General features: G+C 64.3%; 13 protein-coding genes. 2 read left to right on the plus strand and 11 right to left on the minus strand.

Annotated features, from left to right (window positions below; all coding sequences use genetic code 11):
• Window positions 1–88: 88 nt before the first annotated feature.
• A complete protein-coding gene (locus ACIPZC_RS16525; protein WP_400628180.1) occupies window positions 89–2,002 on the plus strand; it encodes a sigma-54-dependent Fis family transcriptional regulator in 1,914 nt (637 codons plus the stop codon).
• A gap of 387 nt (window positions 2,003–2,389) precedes the next feature.
• Here the strand turns inward: ACIPZC_RS16525 and aldA are convergent, their stop codons facing one another.
• Together aldA and ACIPZC_RS16535 are read right to left on the minus strand one after the other, a co-directional pair.
• Entirely contained in the window at window positions 2,390–3,823 is a 1,434-nt protein-coding gene (aldA, locus tag ACIPZC_RS16530) for an aldehyde dehydrogenase (RefSeq protein ID WP_400628182.1), read from the minus strand.
• A 7-nt stretch (window positions 3,824–3,830) separates the two neighbouring features.
• The gene (locus ACIPZC_RS16535) at window positions 3,831–6,011 is read right to left on the minus strand and encodes a PQQ-dependent dehydrogenase, methanol/ethanol family (protein ID WP_400628184.1); all 2,181 of its coding nucleotides are present in this window, start codon (window positions 6,009–6,011) and stop codon (window positions 3,831–3,833) included.
• A 333-nt stretch (window positions 6,012–6,344) separates the two neighbouring features.
• Between ACIPZC_RS16535 and ACIPZC_RS16540 the strand changes: the two genes are divergently transcribed.
• Entirely contained in the window at window positions 6,345–7,442 is a 1,098-nt protein-coding gene (locus ACIPZC_RS16540) for an alkene reductase (RefSeq protein ID WP_241803468.1), read from the plus strand.
• An 84-nt stretch (window positions 7,443–7,526) separates the two neighbouring features.
• On the opposite strand, the gene ACIPZC_RS16545 is transcribed toward ACIPZC_RS16540, so the two are convergent.
• The 9 genes from ACIPZC_RS16545 to benC form a co-directional block, all read right to left on the minus strand.
• A complete protein-coding gene (locus ACIPZC_RS16545) occupies window positions 7,527–8,438 on the minus strand; it encodes a LysR family transcriptional regulator (protein ID WP_241803469.1) in 912 nt (303 codons plus the stop codon).
• A 67-nt stretch (window positions 8,439–8,505) separates the two neighbouring features.
• A complete protein-coding gene (locus ACIPZC_RS16550; protein WP_400628187.1) occupies window positions 8,506–9,207 on the minus strand; it encodes a TraX family protein in 702 nt (233 codons plus the stop codon).
• A 3-nt stretch (window positions 9,208–9,210) separates the two neighbouring features.
• Window positions 9,211–10,296 (minus strand): metal-dependent hydrolase, encoded by a 1,086-nt coding sequence (locus ACIPZC_RS16555; RefSeq protein WP_400628189.1) that lies wholly within the window; start codon window positions 10,294–10,296, stop codon window positions 9,211–9,213.
• 95 nt (window positions 10,297–10,391) lie between these two features.
• Window positions 10,392–11,642 carry an OprD family porin gene (locus ACIPZC_RS16560; protein ID WP_400628191.1) on the minus strand — a complete coding sequence of 417 codons (1,251 nt, stop codon included), beginning with the start codon at window positions 11,640–11,642 and terminating at the stop codon, window positions 10,392–10,394.
• Window positions 11,643–11,695: 53 nt separating this feature from the next.
• Entirely contained in the window at window positions 11,696–12,895 is a 1,200-nt protein-coding gene (locus tag ACIPZC_RS16565; protein ID WP_400628193.1) for a benzoate/H(+) symporter BenE family transporter, read from the minus strand.
• Window positions 12,896–13,026: 131 nt separating this feature from the next.
• The gene (gene catA / locus ACIPZC_RS16570; protein ID WP_400628195.1) at window positions 13,027–13,941 is read right to left on the minus strand and encodes a catechol 1,2-dioxygenase; all 915 of its coding nucleotides are present in this window, start codon (window positions 13,939–13,941) and stop codon (window positions 13,027–13,029) included.
• Window positions 13,942–14,060: 119 nt separating this feature from the next.
• A complete protein-coding gene (locus ACIPZC_RS16575; protein WP_400628197.1) occupies window positions 14,061–15,383 on the minus strand; it encodes an MFS transporter in 1,323 nt (440 codons plus the stop codon).
• 54 nt (window positions 15,384–15,437) lie between these two features.
• A complete protein-coding gene (locus tag ACIPZC_RS16580; protein ID WP_400628199.1) occupies window positions 15,438–16,199 on the minus strand; it encodes a 1,6-dihydroxycyclohexa-2,4-diene-1-carboxylate dehydrogenase in 762 nt (253 codons plus the stop codon).
• 168 nt (window positions 16,200–16,367) lie between these two features.
• Window positions 16,368–17,381 carry a benzoate 1,2-dioxygenase electron transfer component BenC gene (benC, locus tag ACIPZC_RS16585; protein WP_400628201.1) on the minus strand — a complete coding sequence of 338 codons (1,014 nt, stop codon included), beginning with the start codon at window positions 17,379–17,381 and terminating at the stop codon, window positions 16,368–16,370.
• Window positions 17,382–17,418 lie beyond the last annotated feature (37 nt).

Consider the following 17,418-nt stretch of genomic DNA (forward strand, 5'->3'; position numbering starts at 1 on the left):
TTCGCCCCGCGCCAGCCTGGCTGCCGAGCCTGCAAAAATCAGCTATGGTTTTCCCCACCTCCAATAACAAGAATTTCGTGGAGCGCCCATGGCCGCGCACACCGCCTCACCCCACGCCAGTGAGCTGGCTGCGTTCGTCGATTGCCATTTCGCCGAACGCGGCCTGATGCCGGAACCTGTTATCGCCGAGTCCTGGTACCGCAGCATCAACCAGCATCACCTGGACCCTGAACTGCGCCATGTCGACAACATGCTCAGTGCAACCGAAATCCGCCTGCACCAAGCCCAGCATGAGGCCTACCTGGCCATCGCCAGCCAAGGTGTCAGCGGCCTGGCGCGGCGGGTGGTGGATGCAGGCTTCGCCGTGCTGCTCAGCGACGCCGAGGGTATTACCCTCGATGCCCGCTTGCCGCCCGCCCCGCAACGCTATACGCGCTCGGGGCTGATCGTTGGCGCGCGCTGGGACGAGTCGGTAGCCGGCACCAACGGCATCGGCACCGCGCTGGCGTGCGGCCAGGCCCTGACCATCCACCGTCAAGAGCACTTCCTGGCCGCCAACGCGCGCCTGAGCTGCTCGGTGTCGCCGATCTTCGATGCCCACAATCAATTGCTCGGTTGCCTCAATGCCACCTGCCTGTACAACGATGGCCCCAAGCAAGCACAGCACCTGACCTTGCAACTGGTGACCCTCTACGCCCGGCTGATCGAGAACAGCCATTTTCGCGAACGCTACCGCGACCGCCTGACCCTGGCGCTGAAACCGCGTGACGAGTTCTCGGACCTGGCGGCCGAGCAGTTGCTGGCGCTGGATGAGGCTGGCCGGGTGATCGGTGCCAATCGGGCAGCCTTCCTGGCGTATGGCGGCACGTTACTAGGGGCGCCTGTCGAACAGCTGTTGCACGCTGATATCGACCAATTGCTTGAGCTCACCCGTGGCGGCGCCCGCGGTACCCAGTTGCGTGGCCCGGCTCAGCCGCTTTTACTGGACGTGGGCCTGCGCGTCCCGGCAGGCTACCGCCCGCTACGGGCTGCACCGCCGATGCAATCGCGGGCTGGCCACCCCGGCCTCGATCAGTTGGCCGGCCAGGACGCGCAACTGCAACAAGGCGTGCGCCGGCTGCGCAAGGTGCTGGACAAGGACATCGCCATCCTCCTCAACGGCGAAACCGGTACTGGCAAGGAGGCGTTCGCCCGCGCCCTGCACCAGGCCAGCCAGCGCCATGCCAAGCCGTTCGTGGCGCTCAATTGCGCCGCGATACCCGAGTCATTGATCGAAAGCGAACTGTTCGGCTACCGCGCTGGCAGTTTCACCGGTGCCAGCCGCAAAGGCATGAAGGGCAAGCTGGAGCACGCCAATGGCGGCACGCTGTTTCTCGATGAGATCGGTGACATGCCCGCACACCTGCAAACGCGGCTGCTGCGAGTGCTGGCCGAACGTGAACTGGTACCGCTGGGGGCCGAAACGCCGGTGCCGCTGGATATCCAGGTGATATCGGCGACGCACCAGGACCTGCAGGCCATGATTGGCGAGAAGCGCTTTCGCGAGGACCTTTACTATCGCCTGTGCGGGATGCGCATGCGGTTGCCGGCCCTGCGTGAACGCAGCGACCGCCGCGAGCTGATCGATACACTGCTGTGTAGCGTGTCGGCGGGGTCGCGTTTGCGTTTGAGCACAGAGGCGCATCGTTGCCTGCTGGAGCATGCGTGGCCGGGAAATGTGCGCCAACTGCTCAACGCATTGCGCCAAGCGGTGGCGCTGGCCGAAGGCGGGGTGATCGAGCTGGCCGACTTGCCCCAGGAGTTGCTGGACAGCCCAGCGCTGGCGCAGCCTGGAGCGCTCGAGCAGCGGGTGGAAGACCTTCAGGTGCGGCACTTGTTGGAGGTTTTGAAGCGTGAGCGCTGGAACATGAGTGCAGCGGCGCAGGCGTTGGGTATTTCGCGCTCGACGCTGTACCGCAAGATGAAGCGCTACGGGATCGTGCAGCCGAACCTGATGGTGTGACCCGTGCGGCCCAATCGCCGGCAAGCCGGCTCCCACCTGGATTGCGCCGAGTTTTAGAAATGGGTAAGACCGTTGTTTCCACAGGTAAAGCGCAGGCCTGAACAACTACGCGGTCTCGGTGTGAGCTGGCTTGCCGGCTCCCACTTGGATTGCGCCGAGTTTTAGAAATGGGTAAGACCGTTGCTTCCACAGGTAAAGCCCAGGTCTGAAGAACAGCGCGGTCGGGGTGGGAGCCGGCTTGCCGGCGATGGGCTGCGCAGCAGCCCCCATAGCAGAGCTGTAATAGCCCGAGCGCGCTCGACGGGACCAGCGAGCATTTGCGCCGGCTTTGCAGCCCGTCGCCAACCCCTACTCAGCTGGCTGGCGACAGGGAGATGCCGTGATCGCTCACCCCTGGATATACACCACCTGCGTACGCGTGTACTCATACAACCCGTGCTTGCCATCCGCCCCGCCGATGCCAGACTTGCGCGCACCGGCGTGGAAGCCCTGCATGGCTTCGAAGTTCTCACGGTTGATGTAGGTCTCGCCAAAGTCGATCTCGCGGCAGGCCTTCAGCGCGGCATTGAGGTCACGGGTATAGAGTGACGAAGTCAGCCCGTACTCGCTGTCATTGGCCAAGGCAATCGCCTCGTCCAGATCATCGACCACCTGGATCGGCAATACCGGTCCGAAAACCTCCTTGCGCATGATCTCCATGTCCGCCGTACACCCGGCCAACACGGTCGGCTGGTAATGGAACCCGGCGCCGAGGTCGGCCACCTGCCCCCCGGTCACCACCTGCGCGCCCTGCTCTACAGCCGTGCGCACCATCTGCGCCGCCTTGTCGAGGCCGGCCTGGTTGATAAGCGGCCCCATGTCCAGGTCGGCCTGGCGCGAGGGGTCGCCATAACGGGTGGCCGCCATGGCTTGGCCTACCTTGTCGACGAAGGCGTCGGCCACCTTGCGCTGCACATACACCCGTTCGGCACAGTTGCAGACCTGGCCGGTGTTGATCACGCGCGAGGCTACGATGGCTTTCACCGCCAGCTCCAGGTCGGCATCAGCCAGCACGATCGCCGGCGCCTTGCCGCCCAGTTCGAGGTTGAGCTTGGTAATGTTCGGTGCCGCCGCAGCCATGATCCGTGCACCAGTCGCCACGCTGCCGGTGAAGCTCACCAGGTCGACACCGGCATGGCTCGACAGGCCGTGACCAACGCTCGCCCCTTTGCCACCGACCACGTTGAATACCCCCGCAGGCAGGTCTGTCTCGGCCACCAACTGGGCGAACGCGTAGCAATTGATGGGCGTTTCCTCACTGGGCTTGACCACGATGGTATTGCCGGTGAGCAGCGCCGGCGCCATCTTGCGTGCGATGAGGAAGAACGGGAAATTCCACGGCAGAATCCCCGCCACCACACCCAATGGCTTGCGCATCAGGAAGATGTGTTCGTGGGCGCGGTCGCTGCTCAGTACCTCGCCTTCCAGGCGCCGCGCCCATTCAGCCATGTAGTCCAGGTAGTCAGCGGTAAAGTTGACCTCGACCTGGGCCAACGCCGGCACCTTGCCGCCCTCTTGGGTAATGATCCGCGCCAGGCGGTCGGCAGTGGCCCGCACCTTGTTGGCGATCTGGCGCAAGTAGCCTGCCCGTTCGATGGCTGTCTTCGCCGCCCAGCCCTTTTGCGCCTTGCGCGCCGCGGCAATGGCGCGCTCCACCTGTTCAGCCGGGGTTTCCGGCACCCGGCCGAGCAACTGAGCGTTGGCCGGGTTGTACACCTCGATCAGCGCCTCGCTGGGCACGAACGTGTTGTCGATGAAGTTCTGGTAGGTCGTGTCAGTCATGCTCGTGTCACTCCTGTGGTGTGTTGTCGGCCAGGGGCGGCTGGGCGACGGGCTTGGCGCTGAAGCGCTGCCACGCATCGCCTTCGGCCTTCAAGTCATGGGCGCGCTTGATCAGGTACTGGTGCACCTGCTCGACCTGCTCGGGGTTGAGGTTGTCGGCGAACGAAGGCATGCCATCGGGGACCCGGCCGCCATAGAGGATGCCAAGGAACATCTGGTGCTTTTCGGCAGTGAGCTTGCGCAAGTCGGGCAGCACGCCGCCACTGACGGCGTGAATGCCGTGGCACTGCGAACAGTTGCCGTCATACAGCGCTGCCCCGACAGCGACCGTCTGCGCATCGGCGCTCAGCGCGGGCGGCTCCGGTGCATCGGCCGGTGGCGCCGGCTCACGCAACTTGGCGGTACCGCCGATCTTGTAGGTCAGCACCTGGGCGAACGGCTGCACCCCGGCGCGCAGCGACAGCGCCCCGGCAAAGGTGGAGAACGCCCCGCCCCAGCCGGCCATGAACGTCACGTACTGCTCGCCGTCCACCGAATAGGTGATCGGCGCTGCCATCACGCCACTGGCGGCGGGCGACTCCCAGAGCTTTTTGCCTGAATCGGCGGCATAGGCGATCACCCGGCCATCGGCGCTGCCTTCGAACACCAGGTTACCGCCAGTGCTCAGGGTGCCGCCGTTGAAGATGGTGATGTACGGTACTTCCCACGCCGGCGCCTGCTTGACCGGGTCCCAGGCGATCAGCTTGCCCGACCAGCTCTTGGCCATGTCCAGCAGGCCTTCAGCGCCTTCGGGCATCATGCCGGTACGCAGCCCCAGCTGGTAAACGCTCTTGAACGGGTTGCGCTTGGGCGCCTCGGGGATGTGTTCGTAGTAGGCCGACATGATATGCGCCGGGATGTACACCAGGCCCGTGTCGGGGTTGTAGGACATCGGGTGCCAATCGTGGGCGCCCCAGAACGCTGGGGTCACCAGCTTGCGCTTGCCGTCCTTCCAGTAGGCCGCCGCCTCATCGTCGAGGATCGGCCGCCCGGTTTTCATGTCGATACCCTTGGCCCAGTTCACCGGCACGATGTTCTTCGCCGACAGCAGCTCGCCGGTGGCACGGTCCAGCACGTAGAAAAAGCCGTTTTTTGGGGCCTGCATCAGCACTTTGCGTGGTTTGCCGTCAATCGGCAGCTCGGCCAGGATCATGTGCTGAGTGGCGGTGAAATCCCAGGCATCGCCTGGCGTGGTCTGGTAGTGCCAGGCGTATTCGCCGGTGTCAGCGTTGACCGCGACGATCGAGGACAGGAACAGATTGTCGCCCTTGGCCTGGCTGCGCCATTTCGGGTCCCACATCGAGCCATTGCCCACGCCGATATACAACAGGTTGAGTTCCGGGTCGTAGGCGAACGAGTCCCAGGCGGTACCGCCGCCGCCCCACTCGACATAAGCGTCGCCGTGCCACGTCTTGCTGGCGATTTCCATGGCTTTGTTCTCGGGCGGCAGCTTGGGGTCGCCCGGTACGGTGAAGAAGCGCCAGGCCTGTTTGCCGGTTTCGGCGTCGTACGCCGTCACGTACCCGCGCACACCGAATTCGGCGCCGCCATTGCCAATGATCACCTTGCCATTGACCACCCGCGGTGCCCCGGTGATGGTGTAGCTGCGCTTGGTGTCATCGCGGGTGTCCACCGACCACACGCGCTTGCCGGTCTTGGCATCGATCGCCTCCAGGCGGCCATCGAGCACGCCAACGTAGACCTTGCCCTGCCACACCGCCACCCCGCGGTTGACCGCGTCACAGCAGGCTTCACCGGCGCGGTGGCGGTCGGACTGCGGGTCGTACTTCCACAGCAGCGCGCCATTGCGCGCGTCCAGGGCATATACCACCGAGAACGGCCCGGTGGTGTACATCACCCCGTCAACCACGATCGGTGTCGCTTCCACACCCCGGTCAAGGTCTAGCTTGTAACTCCAGGCAAGACCGAGCTGGTTGACATTGTCCTGGTTGATCGCCTTGAGCGGGCTGTAGCGCTGCTCGTCATAGGTTCGGCCGTGGCTCATCCAGTTGCCGGGTTCCTTGTCGGCGTCGATGATGCGCTGGCCGTCGACTTCGGCGGCCAAAGCAGGTGCGCTGCACGCCAGGCTCAAGGCCAGGCAGCTCAGCAAGTGCGGCAGAGGCCGACGGTGTGGGCCTGTTCGATTCATGCTCGGTTCTCCGTTCTTGTTATGGACACCGCATCAGGCGTCGGTAACACACAGAGCAACGGCTGTGCCACTGATAGCACGCGCTCGCCAAACCTCCATGCCAGAGCGGTTCGGCACTGCACTGCAGGGAAACACCAGGCCAGTGCCACTGGCGCAGCGATGAAACAATTGCTGCAGGCATGACACAGGTGTGCCAGCCGTTCGCCGGCCCAAAAGGTGCCGAACTGCATCAACAAAAACCATTGGGGAGCCCGCAGCCGGGGTGCCGGTCCCCCCATTCCCCAATCATCCCGGTATCGTGCGCGCCATTGGTTTTTCACCTTCGGAGCGGCAATGAAACTCTTCCAACCCTTGCAGATCGGCCCACTGACGTTGCCCAACCGCGTGTTCATGGCGCCCCTCACCCGCCTGCGCAGCCGGGAGCCCGGTGATGTACCCACGCAGATGATGGCCGAGTACTACGCCCAGCGTGCCAGTGCCGGCCTGATCATCACCGAGGCTACGCAAATCTCCTTCCAGGCCAAGGGTTACTCGGGCTCGCCAGGCATTCACAGCGCCGAGCAGATCGCCGCCTGGCGCCTGGTGAACGAAGGCATTCACGCTGCAGGCGGCCACAGCGCCGTGCAGGTCTGGCACACCGGCCGTGTTTCGCACACGTCCTTGCAGCCTGGTGGCCAGGCACCTGTAGCGCCCAGTGCCCTGGCTGCCAATGCCCGTACCACGTTGCGGGACGAACAAGGCAACCTGGTGCGCACCGAGACCTCTGCACCGCGTGCGCTGAGCGAGGAAGAAATCGCCGGCATCGTCGCCGATTTCGGCCAGGCCGCGGTCAATGCTCGCGAAGCCGACTTCGACTTCATCGAATTGCATGCCGCCCACGGCTACCTTTTGCATCAGTTCCTCACCCCCAGCGCCAACCAGCGCGAGGACCGTTATGGCGGCAGTGTCGAGAACCGCGCCCGTATCGTGCTCGAAGCGGTGGATGCCGCCATTGCCGGCTGGAGCGCCGAGCGCGTCGGTATCCGCATTTTCCCGTTGGGTGGCTTCAATGGCGTGGACAATGGCGAAGATCAAGAGGCCGCAGGGCTGTATTTGATCAAGGAACTGGCCAAGCGCAACCTGGCCTACCTGCACCTGTCCGAGCCGGACTGGGCGGGCGGCAAGCCGCTGCGCGATAGCTTCCGTGAGGCTATTCGGGCGGCTTACCCAGGCGTGATCATTGCCGCAGGCGCCTACACCGCCGAGAAAGGCGAAGACCTGATCGGGCGTGGGTTGATCGATGCCGTGGCGTTCGGCCGCAGCTTCATCGCCAACCCGGACCTGGTGGAACGCCTGCTGATCAAGGCGCCACTGAATGAACATCGGCCACAGTTCGACTATGCGAACGGACCGCAGGGGTATACGGATTACCCGTTCCTGCAACAGGCTTGATGGCATGACCGGCCCCGCATCTACGGATCAGACGCCGTAGATGCACCCGGCATGAACCCGGCTTCAGGGGCCTGACGTGCGCAATCATTGTTCCCAGGGCACGCCCTGCTCCCAGCTCGCCACCAGCAGATCGATGAACCCGCGTACTCGCGGCGACAGGTGGCGTTTGCTGGGGTACACCACCCGAATGGGATCCGCCGGCGGCCTGTAGGCGTGCAGCACTTCCACCAGGGTGCCGGCGCGAAGGTCCTCCCCGGTGATGTAGGTGGGCAGGTGAATCAGCCCGAACCCTGCCCGTGCACCATCGAGCATGGCTTCGGAACTGTCGATATTCAGCCGCCCCGGCTCCTCGCACAGGTGCAGGCCCTCCTGGGTGTGAAAGCGCCAGGGCATGGATTTTTCACCTGTCAGGAAGGCGATCTTGTCGTGCCCGTAAAGGTCTGCCGGCACCTGCGGCACCCCGTGCCGGCGCAGATAATCGGGCGAAGCGCAGGTGACGAACTGCTGCCAGGCCACAGTGCGTGTGAGCAGCTGTGAGTCTTCCTTGGGTGCACCGATCCGCACGGCCACGTCAATGCCCTCCTCGACCAGGTCGACGAACCGGTCGGTAAAGCGGATGTCGGCGCGCAGTTCCGGCCATTGCTTGAGGTAAGCATCGAGCACCGGTAGCACATGGCGCTGGCCCAACGACAACGGCGCGGTCAGGCGCAGTGTGCCGCTGGGCTTGCCGCGCCGCTGGGCCATGGTGGTTTCCACTTCGTCCAGGTCATCCAGAATCTGCCGCCAGCGCTCATACGCCACCAAACCCTCATCGGTCAGGCTCAATTTGCGCGTGGTACGGTTGAGCAGGCGTACCGCCATGCGCGCCTCCAGCCGCGCGATGCTCTTGCCCACGGCGGAGCGGGTCAGCCCCAGGCTCGCCGCTGCAGCGGTAAAGCTGCCCGCCTTCGCGGCACTGACGAAAGCGGTGATGTCGCCGAAGCGGTTGGGTTCCATGTCCGGTACCTGCAGATACTCAAGACCCGCTTAGATGGGTGCATATTGCAGTAATGCAAGGGCCTCGTTACAGCATCCACCGCAGGCCCTTGATGACCAGCAGGTGCACCGGGTAGAACAGATACCCCCAACGCCCCACCGCAGGCACGGGCCAATGGTCGTGGCGCAGCAATCTGCACCCGACAGGGATGGCCAGGGCTGCAGCGGCCATGGTCAACAACGTGACCGGTGCCAGCAGGTGTTCGAACAACCAACTGTTGGTCAGGTTGCCCGCCACAGCCAACAGGCACGGCAGCAGCCAGGCCACGCCCCCTCGGCTGCGCGCCATCAGCCAGGCGCTAGGCAGCAGGACGCCGGGCAACCCATACATCAGCTGCGCGCTGCCCAACGTTGCGATCACCAAGGCGACAAGGCCGATCAGCCGCGCTGCCGCCGTTGGGTGGTGCACCGCCCACGCCACCAGCAGCCCCAAGGTCAGTGTGGGGATCACGCTGAAGGTCTGGGTGGTGGCGTCCAGCCAACGGTAAGGGCCTTCAGACAGGACCATGAACGTCAGCATCCAGCCCAGGTAGCGCAGGTTGGTGCGGGTGAACAGCCGACCCGCTGGGCTGCGCCCGACATTCACAGCGATCGCCAGGCAGAACAAGGGGAAGGCCAGGCGACCGACGATGAACAGCCCGTCCGCGGCTGGCCAGATGAAACGTAGATGGTCGGCGACCATGGTCACGATCGCCGTCCACTTGACCAGGTCCAGCCCTGCCGAACGCACGCCTCAGCGCCCGGGGCCGTCGGCCTGATGCAGGTATTGGGTGGTCCAGGCGGCCAACGGCAGCGGGGGTTGCTGGTCCAGGATGCGGCGCCAGATCAACGCCAGGTCGTGGCGGTTGAACATCGAGCCTGCTCCGCTGCCACGCCACGCGGTGGGCGTGTCGGCAACCCATTGCCCCTGAGCATCGCGGTGGCCCATGTTGAAGCGGAAGGTGTAATTGCCCGGGATCCCCATGCGCAGGTCGGTGACCACCAGCGCACCGCCCACCTCGTCGTAGCGCAGCCAGTCATCGGTAAACCAGCGCAGCCGCTGCAACAGGGGGTTGTCGGCCAATGCAGCGGCAAGCTGCAGGTTACGCGGCAGACGCTGCATTTCCGGGGGCGCACGGTCGAACACACTGCTGATGCCCTCGTAATAGTCACCCTCCGGGGTCTTGGCCAGCACGCGCCAGACCAGGCTGTTGAACGCGATCGGCACCGCACGCACGTCGCTGGCGACAACCCCCTGCTGGTCGAGGGCCGCCTGGAAACGCTGCTCGGCTGCCATGCGCCCGGCCAGACCGAAACCCAGGTAGGCCGTGCTGAACACCAGGGCCAGGCTCATCAGCCGCAGCGCCTGGGCGCTGACACCCCTGACCGCAGCGTAGAGCACGGCCGCCAGCAGTGGCACGGTATAGACAGGATCGATGATGAACACACTGGCCCAGCTTTGCGGGGTGAACTGCAATGGCCAGAACAGTTGCGTGCCGTATACCGTGAATGAATCGAGGATCGGGTGGGTGACCAGCACCAGCCAGAACGCCAGAAACAGCCTGGGCAAGGTATAGCCTTTGTCAGGCCAGCGCTTGCGCCCCAGCCAGTTGACCAACCAGGCGAGCACCAGGGCCAGGCCGGTCAGCACGAAGATCGAGTGGGAAAAGCCCCGGTGGTAGGTCATTTGCGACACCGGGTCGGCGTAGCGGATGACCACGTCCAGGTCCGGCACGGTGCCCAGTACGGCGCCATAGATCAACGAGCGGCGGCCCTGGATACGGCCGAGCACTGTGCCTTGCAGGGCGGCGCCGAGTACGGCTTGGGTAATGGAGTCCAAGGGAAGGTTTCCTGAGCGGGCAATACTGGAAACCTAACCCTGCGAACCCCGGTGATGCAATTGCTGCTGTGTGACAACGCGTGGCCGGTACGGCCTCAGAACAGCTGCCAGGTGTATACCAGGATCAACCGGTTCTCATTGATGTCGCTGCGGTAATTGGACCGCGCCATGGCATTTCTCACCCGAATCCCCAGCCCTTTGAGCACACCGCTCTGCACCGCATACCCCAGATCGATGTCTCGTTCGCGATCCTTGCCCTCGTACCCTTGGCCAGTGTCGACGTTGTTACCGGTGATGTAGCGCACCGTCGCCGTCAGCCCCGGGATGCCCATGGCCGCGAAGTTGTAGTCATAGCGCAGCTGATAGGAGCGCTCATCGGTGTAGGCGAATTCATAGGTCGGCACCTCATTGCCCAGCGGGGAAATATTGGCGAATACCCTGGGGAACGGGCTATCACCGTACATGGCCTGGTAGCCCGCGTGAAAGCTGTGCCCCCCTCGCCTGGCTGTGAGCAGCGAAAAAAAGGCCTGGTTGTCGATGCTGCCCAGCAAGGCGTCACCTTGCTCACGGGCGGTGAAATAGCCCAGGTTGGCACTGAGCACCCAGTCGCCGATCGGTTTGCTGTGCTTGAACCCGGCAAAGCCCTGGGCATAGATGTCCTGCAGTTGGCCGTACCAGAGGCTGGCACTGGTCTGGTTGCCATTGAAGGCATAGTCGCCGCCCACATAGTTGAACGCGTCGCTCTCGACCTGGCGCTGGGGCACATGGCCGAGCATGGCGTTCATTTTGCCGTCGCCGCCTTCGTTACGCAGGTGCGAGCCGCTCAGGTGCCCGGCCTGCACCGTCAGGCCGTCCAGTTCGGATGAGCTGAGGCTGACGCCTTGGTAAGTGGGCGGCAACAGGCGGATATCGCTGAAGGTCAGCACCGGCAGGTTGGGCTGCAGTTCACCCACGCGCAGCTCGGTTTTCGACACCTTGGCCTTGAACGTAGGTGCCAGGCGGCTGTACTCGTCGGCGGCTCTGCCATCACCGTGCACCGGCAGCAGCCCTGTATTGACCCGGTCGGGGCTGCTGTCGAGCTTGATGCCGAGCACGCCCAGCGCGTCGATCCCAACACCTACGGTGCCAGGTGTGTAACCAGACTTGAAATCAAGAATGAAGCCCTGAGCCCACTCCCGGGCCTTGGACTGCTGATTGGCGCCGACGATGTCGGAAAAGTCACGGCTGAAGTAGTAGTTACGGGCGCTGAGGCTAGCTTTGGCATCCGTGAAGAAACCGCCTTCGGCGGCGAGTAACGGTTGGCTGAGCAGGGTCAGCCCGATGGCGACGCAAGGGGTTGGGTTCATTCCGAAGCTCTCTTGATCTTGTTGTTATGGGTAAAGCGTTGGCGGTACGGACTTCACAGTGAACGGCGCAAGGCCTCGCGGGCATGGGGGCGACGCAGCCTGAGCAGCGCGTGGGCCAGCAGGCCGAACAGCAGCCCCCAGAACGCCGCCGAAAGGCCAAGGAAAGACACCCCCGAAGCGGTGACCAGGAAGGTGAACAAGCCAGCGTCGCGCTCCTGCGGCTCAGCCAGGCTGCGGGCCAGGGCGTCGCTGATCGCGCCATACAACGCAAGCCCGGCCAGCGCGGCAATCAACGCAGCAGGAAAAGCGGCGAACAGCGACATCAGCGTCGCCCCGGCGATGCCCAGCAACAGGTACAGCGCACTGCCGGCGACCGCCGCCACATAGCGCCGGCGCGGGTTGTCATGGGCCTCGTGCCCCGTGCACAGGCTGGCGGTGACGGCAGCGAGGTTCAGCCCATGGCAACCGAACGGCGCCAACAAGGCTCCGCCGATGGCACTGGCGCTGATCAACGGGCTGGCAGGCGTTGCGTAGCCGGCGTTACGCAGCACTGCCATGCCCGGCATGAATTGCCCGGTCAGCGCCACCAGCACCATTGGCAGTGCCAGGCTGAACAGCGCCGCCAGGCTGAACTGCGGGGTGATCCATTGCGGCGAGGCCAGCTGCACTACCAGCGCCTCGCTGCGCAGTGCGCCACTGGCAAAGGTGACAACGGCACCGACACCCAACACCGCAGCCACGGCGTAGCGCGGTTGCAGCCTGCGCATCAGCACATAAGTAACGAACATCGCCAGCACCAGCCCCGGCTGCAGCGGCAATGCCCGGAACACCTCGATGCCGAAGCTGAACAGAATGCCGGCCTGCATGCCGGCGGCGATCGAGCCCGGCAGGCGCGCGATGATGCGGTCGAAGGCCCCGCTGATGCCGATCACCAGCAGGACCAGGTTGGCCATCAGATACGCCCCTACCGCCTGCTCCAGTCCTAGCTGGGGCAAGGCCGTGACCAACAGTGCCGAACCCGGGATGGACCAGGCGATCACCACCGGCACCCGGTAGTACAGGCTCAACACGCCGCCGAGTACCGCGCTGCCCATGGAGATGGCCCACACCCAGGAAGAGAGCAGGCCTTGGGACAGACCGGCCGCTTCGGCGGCGTGGAAGATGATCACCAGGGGGCCGGCGTAGGAAATCATCGTCGCCAGGCAACCTGCGACGATGGCGGAAAGGGAGCAGTCCTTGATCAGGTTTTTCATGGGCCTCTCGCTGCAGTGGTGGGTTGCAAGGGCTTTGCGCTCGATCGCCGGCAAGGCGGCTGCGACCCAGTCGCCGCTGAGTCGAATGCCTGCGCTGGACCTGCAGACGCCGACGTGCCCGCGATCGCGGCTTAGCCTTCCTGCAAGGCCCGAGGCCGTCCGCTACGCTGCTCATCCGCGCCTTGCAGCGCCTTCTGCAACTGGAAGTCGAACGTCAGTTCGGCAAAACGGCCGTCGGCCCCCTCCCGGAACACCACCTCACCGACCAGCCCATCGCGCGTGGCATAGGCGAAGTCATCCCACAGGTACTTGTCGCCAGACAGGTTGATCTGGGTGGTCAGGTGCCGATGCCCCGGCGCCGAGATGAAGAAGTGCACATGCGCCGGGCGCTGGCCGTGCCGGCCCAACAGGTCCAGACATTCCTGGGTCGGCCCCTGCGGGTCGCAGCCGTAGCCCGAGGGCACGATGGAGCGCGCGCGGTAGCGGCCTTCGGCGTCGGTGACGATGCGCCGGCGCAGGTTGTAGTCGGACTGGCCAGGGTCGAAGAACGAGTAAGTGCCTCGGGTGTTGGCATGCCACAGGTCGACCACGGCGCCGGCCAGCGGCTGGCCCTGTGGGCCGAGCACCTGGCCTTCGAGGAACATGACCGTGGCCACACCCTCCTCGCTGCCGTCATCCATGCGCACCTGGCCCTGGGCAATCGGCGCACCGGCAACGTACAGCGGGCCTTCGATGGTGCGCGGGGTGCCGCCGCTCAGGCCTGCCTCGGCATCCTTGGCATCCTGCAGCAGGTCGAGAAAGTGCTCGATGCCCAGCCCCGCTACCAGAAGCCCGGCCTCGCCCCGGGCGCCAAGGCGGTTGAGGTAGTCCACGGCCAGCCAGAACTCGTCCTCACTGATTTCCAGGTCTTCGATCAGGCGTGCGGTGTCTTGCAGCACACGCTGAACGATACGTTTGAGGCGTGGGCTGCCGTCGTCGTTGCCAAAGCCTGCTGCCTCCTCGAAAAACTTCTGGGCGTCGGCAGTGTGGGAAATTTTCACGGTCATGATGCTCATCTCGTCTTGTTGTTGTGCCTAAGGCGTGTTGCAGCAGTCGTCGCCGTGGATCGACCACGAGTGACGACACAGGCCGTCGAGCAGGATGTCCCTTCAGGGACACAGAAGGTTCAGGCCGTCACGGACAAGGCGTGACGCCGGCTGCTGGCCAGGTGCACGGCCATGGCCAGGGCGGCGATTGCGCCGGGAATGGCGAAGGCGATGAAATTGAGTTGCAGCGGCAGGTTGATGCCCATCAGCGCACCGCCCAGCAGTGGCCCGACAATGGCGCCGTTGCGGCCTATGCCCGAGGCCCAGCCCAGGCCGGTGGAGCGCACCGCCAGGCCGTAAAGCTGGGCAGCACCGGCGTACAGCAGGATCTGCGTGCCAATGGTGGTGGCGCCGGCGATGAAGATCAGCAGGTACAGCACCGGCATTGGGCTGTTGACCCCGAGCAGGCTGATCGATACGGCAGCTGCCAGGAAAAACGCGACTTTCACTTTCACCAGGTTGTAGCGGTCGCCCAGCCAGCCCCCAAGAATTGCCCCGGCCATGCCGCCGAAGTTCAGTGCCAGCAGGAAGGACAGGCTCGAGCCCAGGCTGTAACCGGCGTTGGCCATCAGTTTCGGCAGCCACGAGCTGAGCGCGTAGACCATCAGCAAGCAGCAGAAAAACGCCAGCCACAGGGCCAGGGTGCGGGTTGCCAGGCCGTTACGGAACAGGTCCAGCACAGACCCACCCTTGGATTGACGGTCATTGGCCTGCAACTGGTCGTCAGCATGCACATCGCAGTCAGGGTCGAGGCGCTTGAGCAGCGTGCGCGCCTCGTCGGTACGGCCCTGGCGCACCAGAAAGCCGATCGATTCGGGCAGGTAATACAGGATCACCGGCAACAGCAGCAGCGGCACCGCGGCGGCGAAGAACATCGACTCCCAGCCAAAGCGCGGCAGCATGAAGATGCCCACGCCTGCCGAAAGCATACCGCCCAGCGAATAGCCACTGAACATGATTGCCACCAGCGTGCTGCGCAGGCGCTTGGGCGCGTATTCATTCATCAGCGCTACGGCATTGGGCATCAGGCCGCCGCAGCCAAGGCCGGCGATGAAGCGATAGATGCCGAACTCGCTGGGGCTGCTGGCGAAGCCGTTGAGGATGGTCGCCCCCGAGAACAGGGCGAAACAGATGGCAATCCCTTTCTTGCGCCCGATGCGGTCGGCCAGGCTGCCAAAGGCCAGAGCACCGAACATCATGCCGAACAGCGCATAGCTGCCCAGGGCGCCGGCCTGCAACGGGGTCAAGCCCCATTCTTTCATGATGACCGGCAGCACCACGCCGTAGATGAACAGGTCGTAGCCGTCGAAGACCAGGAGCAGGCCGCACCAGGCCATGACCATCCAGTGGAAGGCGGTGAAACGGGCGTTGTCGATGATCGGGTGAACGTCAAGGGTTCGCATGGCATATGTCTCTGTTGTTTTTGTTGTGGAGTAAAACTGCCTTTGGGGTGCTGCTCAGCCGAGGTCGCCGCCCCCCACCGGCAGGGTCACACCGGTGATGTAGGAGGCTTCGTCGCTGGCCAGGAAAAGGATCGCGCCAACCTGTTCGTCAATGCTGCCGTAGCGGTGCATCAGGCTGCTGTCCAGGGTCTGGTCGACAATCTGCTGGTACCAGCGCTTGTCCTGCTCGCTCTGCGCCGCCTCATTGCGCGGCACCCGCCGAGGTGGCGCCTCAGTGCCGCCAGGGGCGGTGGCGTTGACGCGGATGCCGCGCCCGGCGGTCTCGAACGCAAGGCACGCGGTAAGTGCATTGACGCCGCCTTTGGCTGCGCCGTAGGGCACACGGTTGACGCCGCGGGTGGCAATCGAGGAAACGTTGACGATGGCGCCACTGCCGCGTTCGAGCATGTAGGGGAGCGCCGCGTGGCAGCACCACAGCGTGGGGAACAGCGAGCGGCGGACTTCGGCTTCGATCTGCGCCACTTCATAGTGTTCGAACGGCTTGGCCCAGAGGGTGCCGCCGACGTTGTTGACCAGAATGTCGATGCGACCGAACGCCTCTACCGCCGAGGCCATGACGCGGGCGCAGTCGGGGTATTGCTCAAGGTCGGCGGTGAGTGTCAGCACGCCCTCCCCGGCCAGTTCGTGAACCAGTTCGGAGCGGTCCACAGCAACCACCTGCGCGCCCTCGGCCTTGAGCCGCCAGCACACGCCACGGCCGATGCCTTGGGCGGCGCCGGTGACCAGGGCTACTTTGTTATGGAATCGGTTGTTCATCTGCTACTTCCTTATCCTGTTTTCAGGCGCAACCTTGCCTTACCTGCACTGGCCCGATCGCCGGCAAGCCGGCGTTCACAGGTACAGCGGTGCTATCAGGCCCAACTGCCGGCTTTGGAAGAAAAAAAGGCCACCTTCACCCGCACGATGGGGTGGCCCCAAGGAAACTCAGGCTGCGGCTGCAGCGAACTTCTCGTAGTAGAAGTTGGCCGGTGTGATGCCCTGCTCGCGGATGTACTGGCTGACCGCCTCGACCATCGGTGGCGGGCCGCACAGGTACACATCGACATCGCCATCGTTGAGGTGGCACGGCGCGATGTGCTGGGTCACGTAGCCCTTTTGCGGGTACTGGCTTTCGGGGTTGGCCACGCAGGCGCTGAAGGTGAAGTTGGGGATGCGCGCAGCCAGGGCGTGCAAACGGTCCAACTCGACCAGGTCGAAATCATTGGTCACCCCATAGATCAGGTGCAGGGGATGCTCGCTGCCCTGTTCGGCGATCTTTTCCAGCATCGCCGTGAACGGTGCCAGGCCCGTGCCACCGGCCAGCAGCAGCAAGGGGCGCTGGATCGGGCGCAGGTAGAAGCTGCCCAGGGGCCCGGCCAGGCTCATGTTGTCGCCGGCCTTGGCCAGGCTGGTGAGGAAGCTGCTCATCAGCCCGCCCGGCACGTTGCGGATCAGGAAACTGACCTCACCGTCCTTCTGCAACGAACTGAAGGAGTAGGCGCGGCTCTGGTCGCTGCCCGGCACCCTGAGGTTGACGTACTGCCCTGGCAGGAAAGCCAGCCTGTTCAGCGATTCACCCTTGATCGACAGGGCGATGGTACTGGCTGACAACTGGCGTACATCACTGATGGCGGCCTGGAAGCTCGCCTGTTCGGTCTTGCACAGTTGCGAAGACGCCGGGATGCGTACCACGCAGTCGCTTTCGGCGCGCATCTGGCAGGTCAGTACATAGCCTTCGGCGATTTCGTCTTCACTGAGGGCGTCTTCGATGAAGTTGTCGCCCAAGTCATAACGGCCGGATTCGGCCTTGCACTTGCATGTACCGCAGGCGCCATCGCGGCAGTCCAGCGGAATATTGATGCCTTGGCGGTAAGCGGCGTCGGCCACGGTTTCATGGCCGCTGGCCTCGATGAAGCGGGTTACCCCGTCTTCGAAATTAAGCGCGATCTGGAAGCTCATGTTGCACCTCGCGGGCGAACCTGGCCACGGTGCGCCA

Origin of the sequence: Pseudomonas sp. NPDC089743 (assembly GCF_044748785.1) — a bacterium.
GTDB lineage: Bacteria > Pseudomonadota > Gammaproteobacteria > Pseudomonadales > Pseudomonadaceae > Aquipseudomonas > Aquipseudomonas putida_X.

Coding starts and splice junctions, on each gene's coding strand:
- ACIPZC_RS16535 (WP_400628184.1), bottom strand. CDS start 6,011: ATGAATCGAACAGGCCCACACCGTCGGCCTCTGCCGCACTTGCTGAGC.
- ACIPZC_RS16580 (WP_400628199.1), bottom strand. CDS start 16,199: ATGAACAACCGATTCCATAACAAAGTAGCCCTGGTCACCGGCGCCGCC.
- catA (WP_400628195.1), bottom strand. CDS start 13,941: ATGACCGTGAAAATTTCCCACACTGCCGACGCCCAGAAGTTTTTCGAG.
- ACIPZC_RS16545 (WP_241803469.1), bottom strand. CDS start 8,438: ATGGAACCCAACCGCTTCGGCGACATCACCGCTTTCGTCAGTGCCGCG.
- ACIPZC_RS16575 (WP_400628197.1), bottom strand. CDS start 15,383: ATGCGAACCCTTGACGTTCACCCGATCATCGACAACGCCCGTTTCACC.
- ACIPZC_RS16565 (WP_400628193.1), bottom strand. CDS start 12,895: ATGAAAAACCTGATCAAGGACTGCTCCCTTTCCGCCATCGTCGCAGGT.
- ACIPZC_RS16525 (WP_400628180.1), top strand. CDS start 89: ATGGCCGCGCACACCGCCTCACCCCACGCCAGTGAGCTGGCTGCGTTC.
- ACIPZC_RS16540 (WP_241803468.1), top strand. CDS start 6,345: ATGAAACTCTTCCAACCCTTGCAGATCGGCCCACTGACGTTGCCCAAC.
- benC (WP_400628201.1), bottom strand. CDS start 17,381: ATGAGCTTCCAGATCGCGCTTAATTTCGAAGACGGGGTAACCCGCTTC.
- ACIPZC_RS16560 (WP_400628191.1), bottom strand. CDS start 11,642: ATGAACCCAACCCCTTGCGTCGCCATCGGGCTGACCCTGCTCAGCCAA.
- aldA (WP_400628182.1), bottom strand. CDS start 3,823: ATGACTGACACGACCTACCAGAACTTCATCGACAACACGTTCGTGCCC.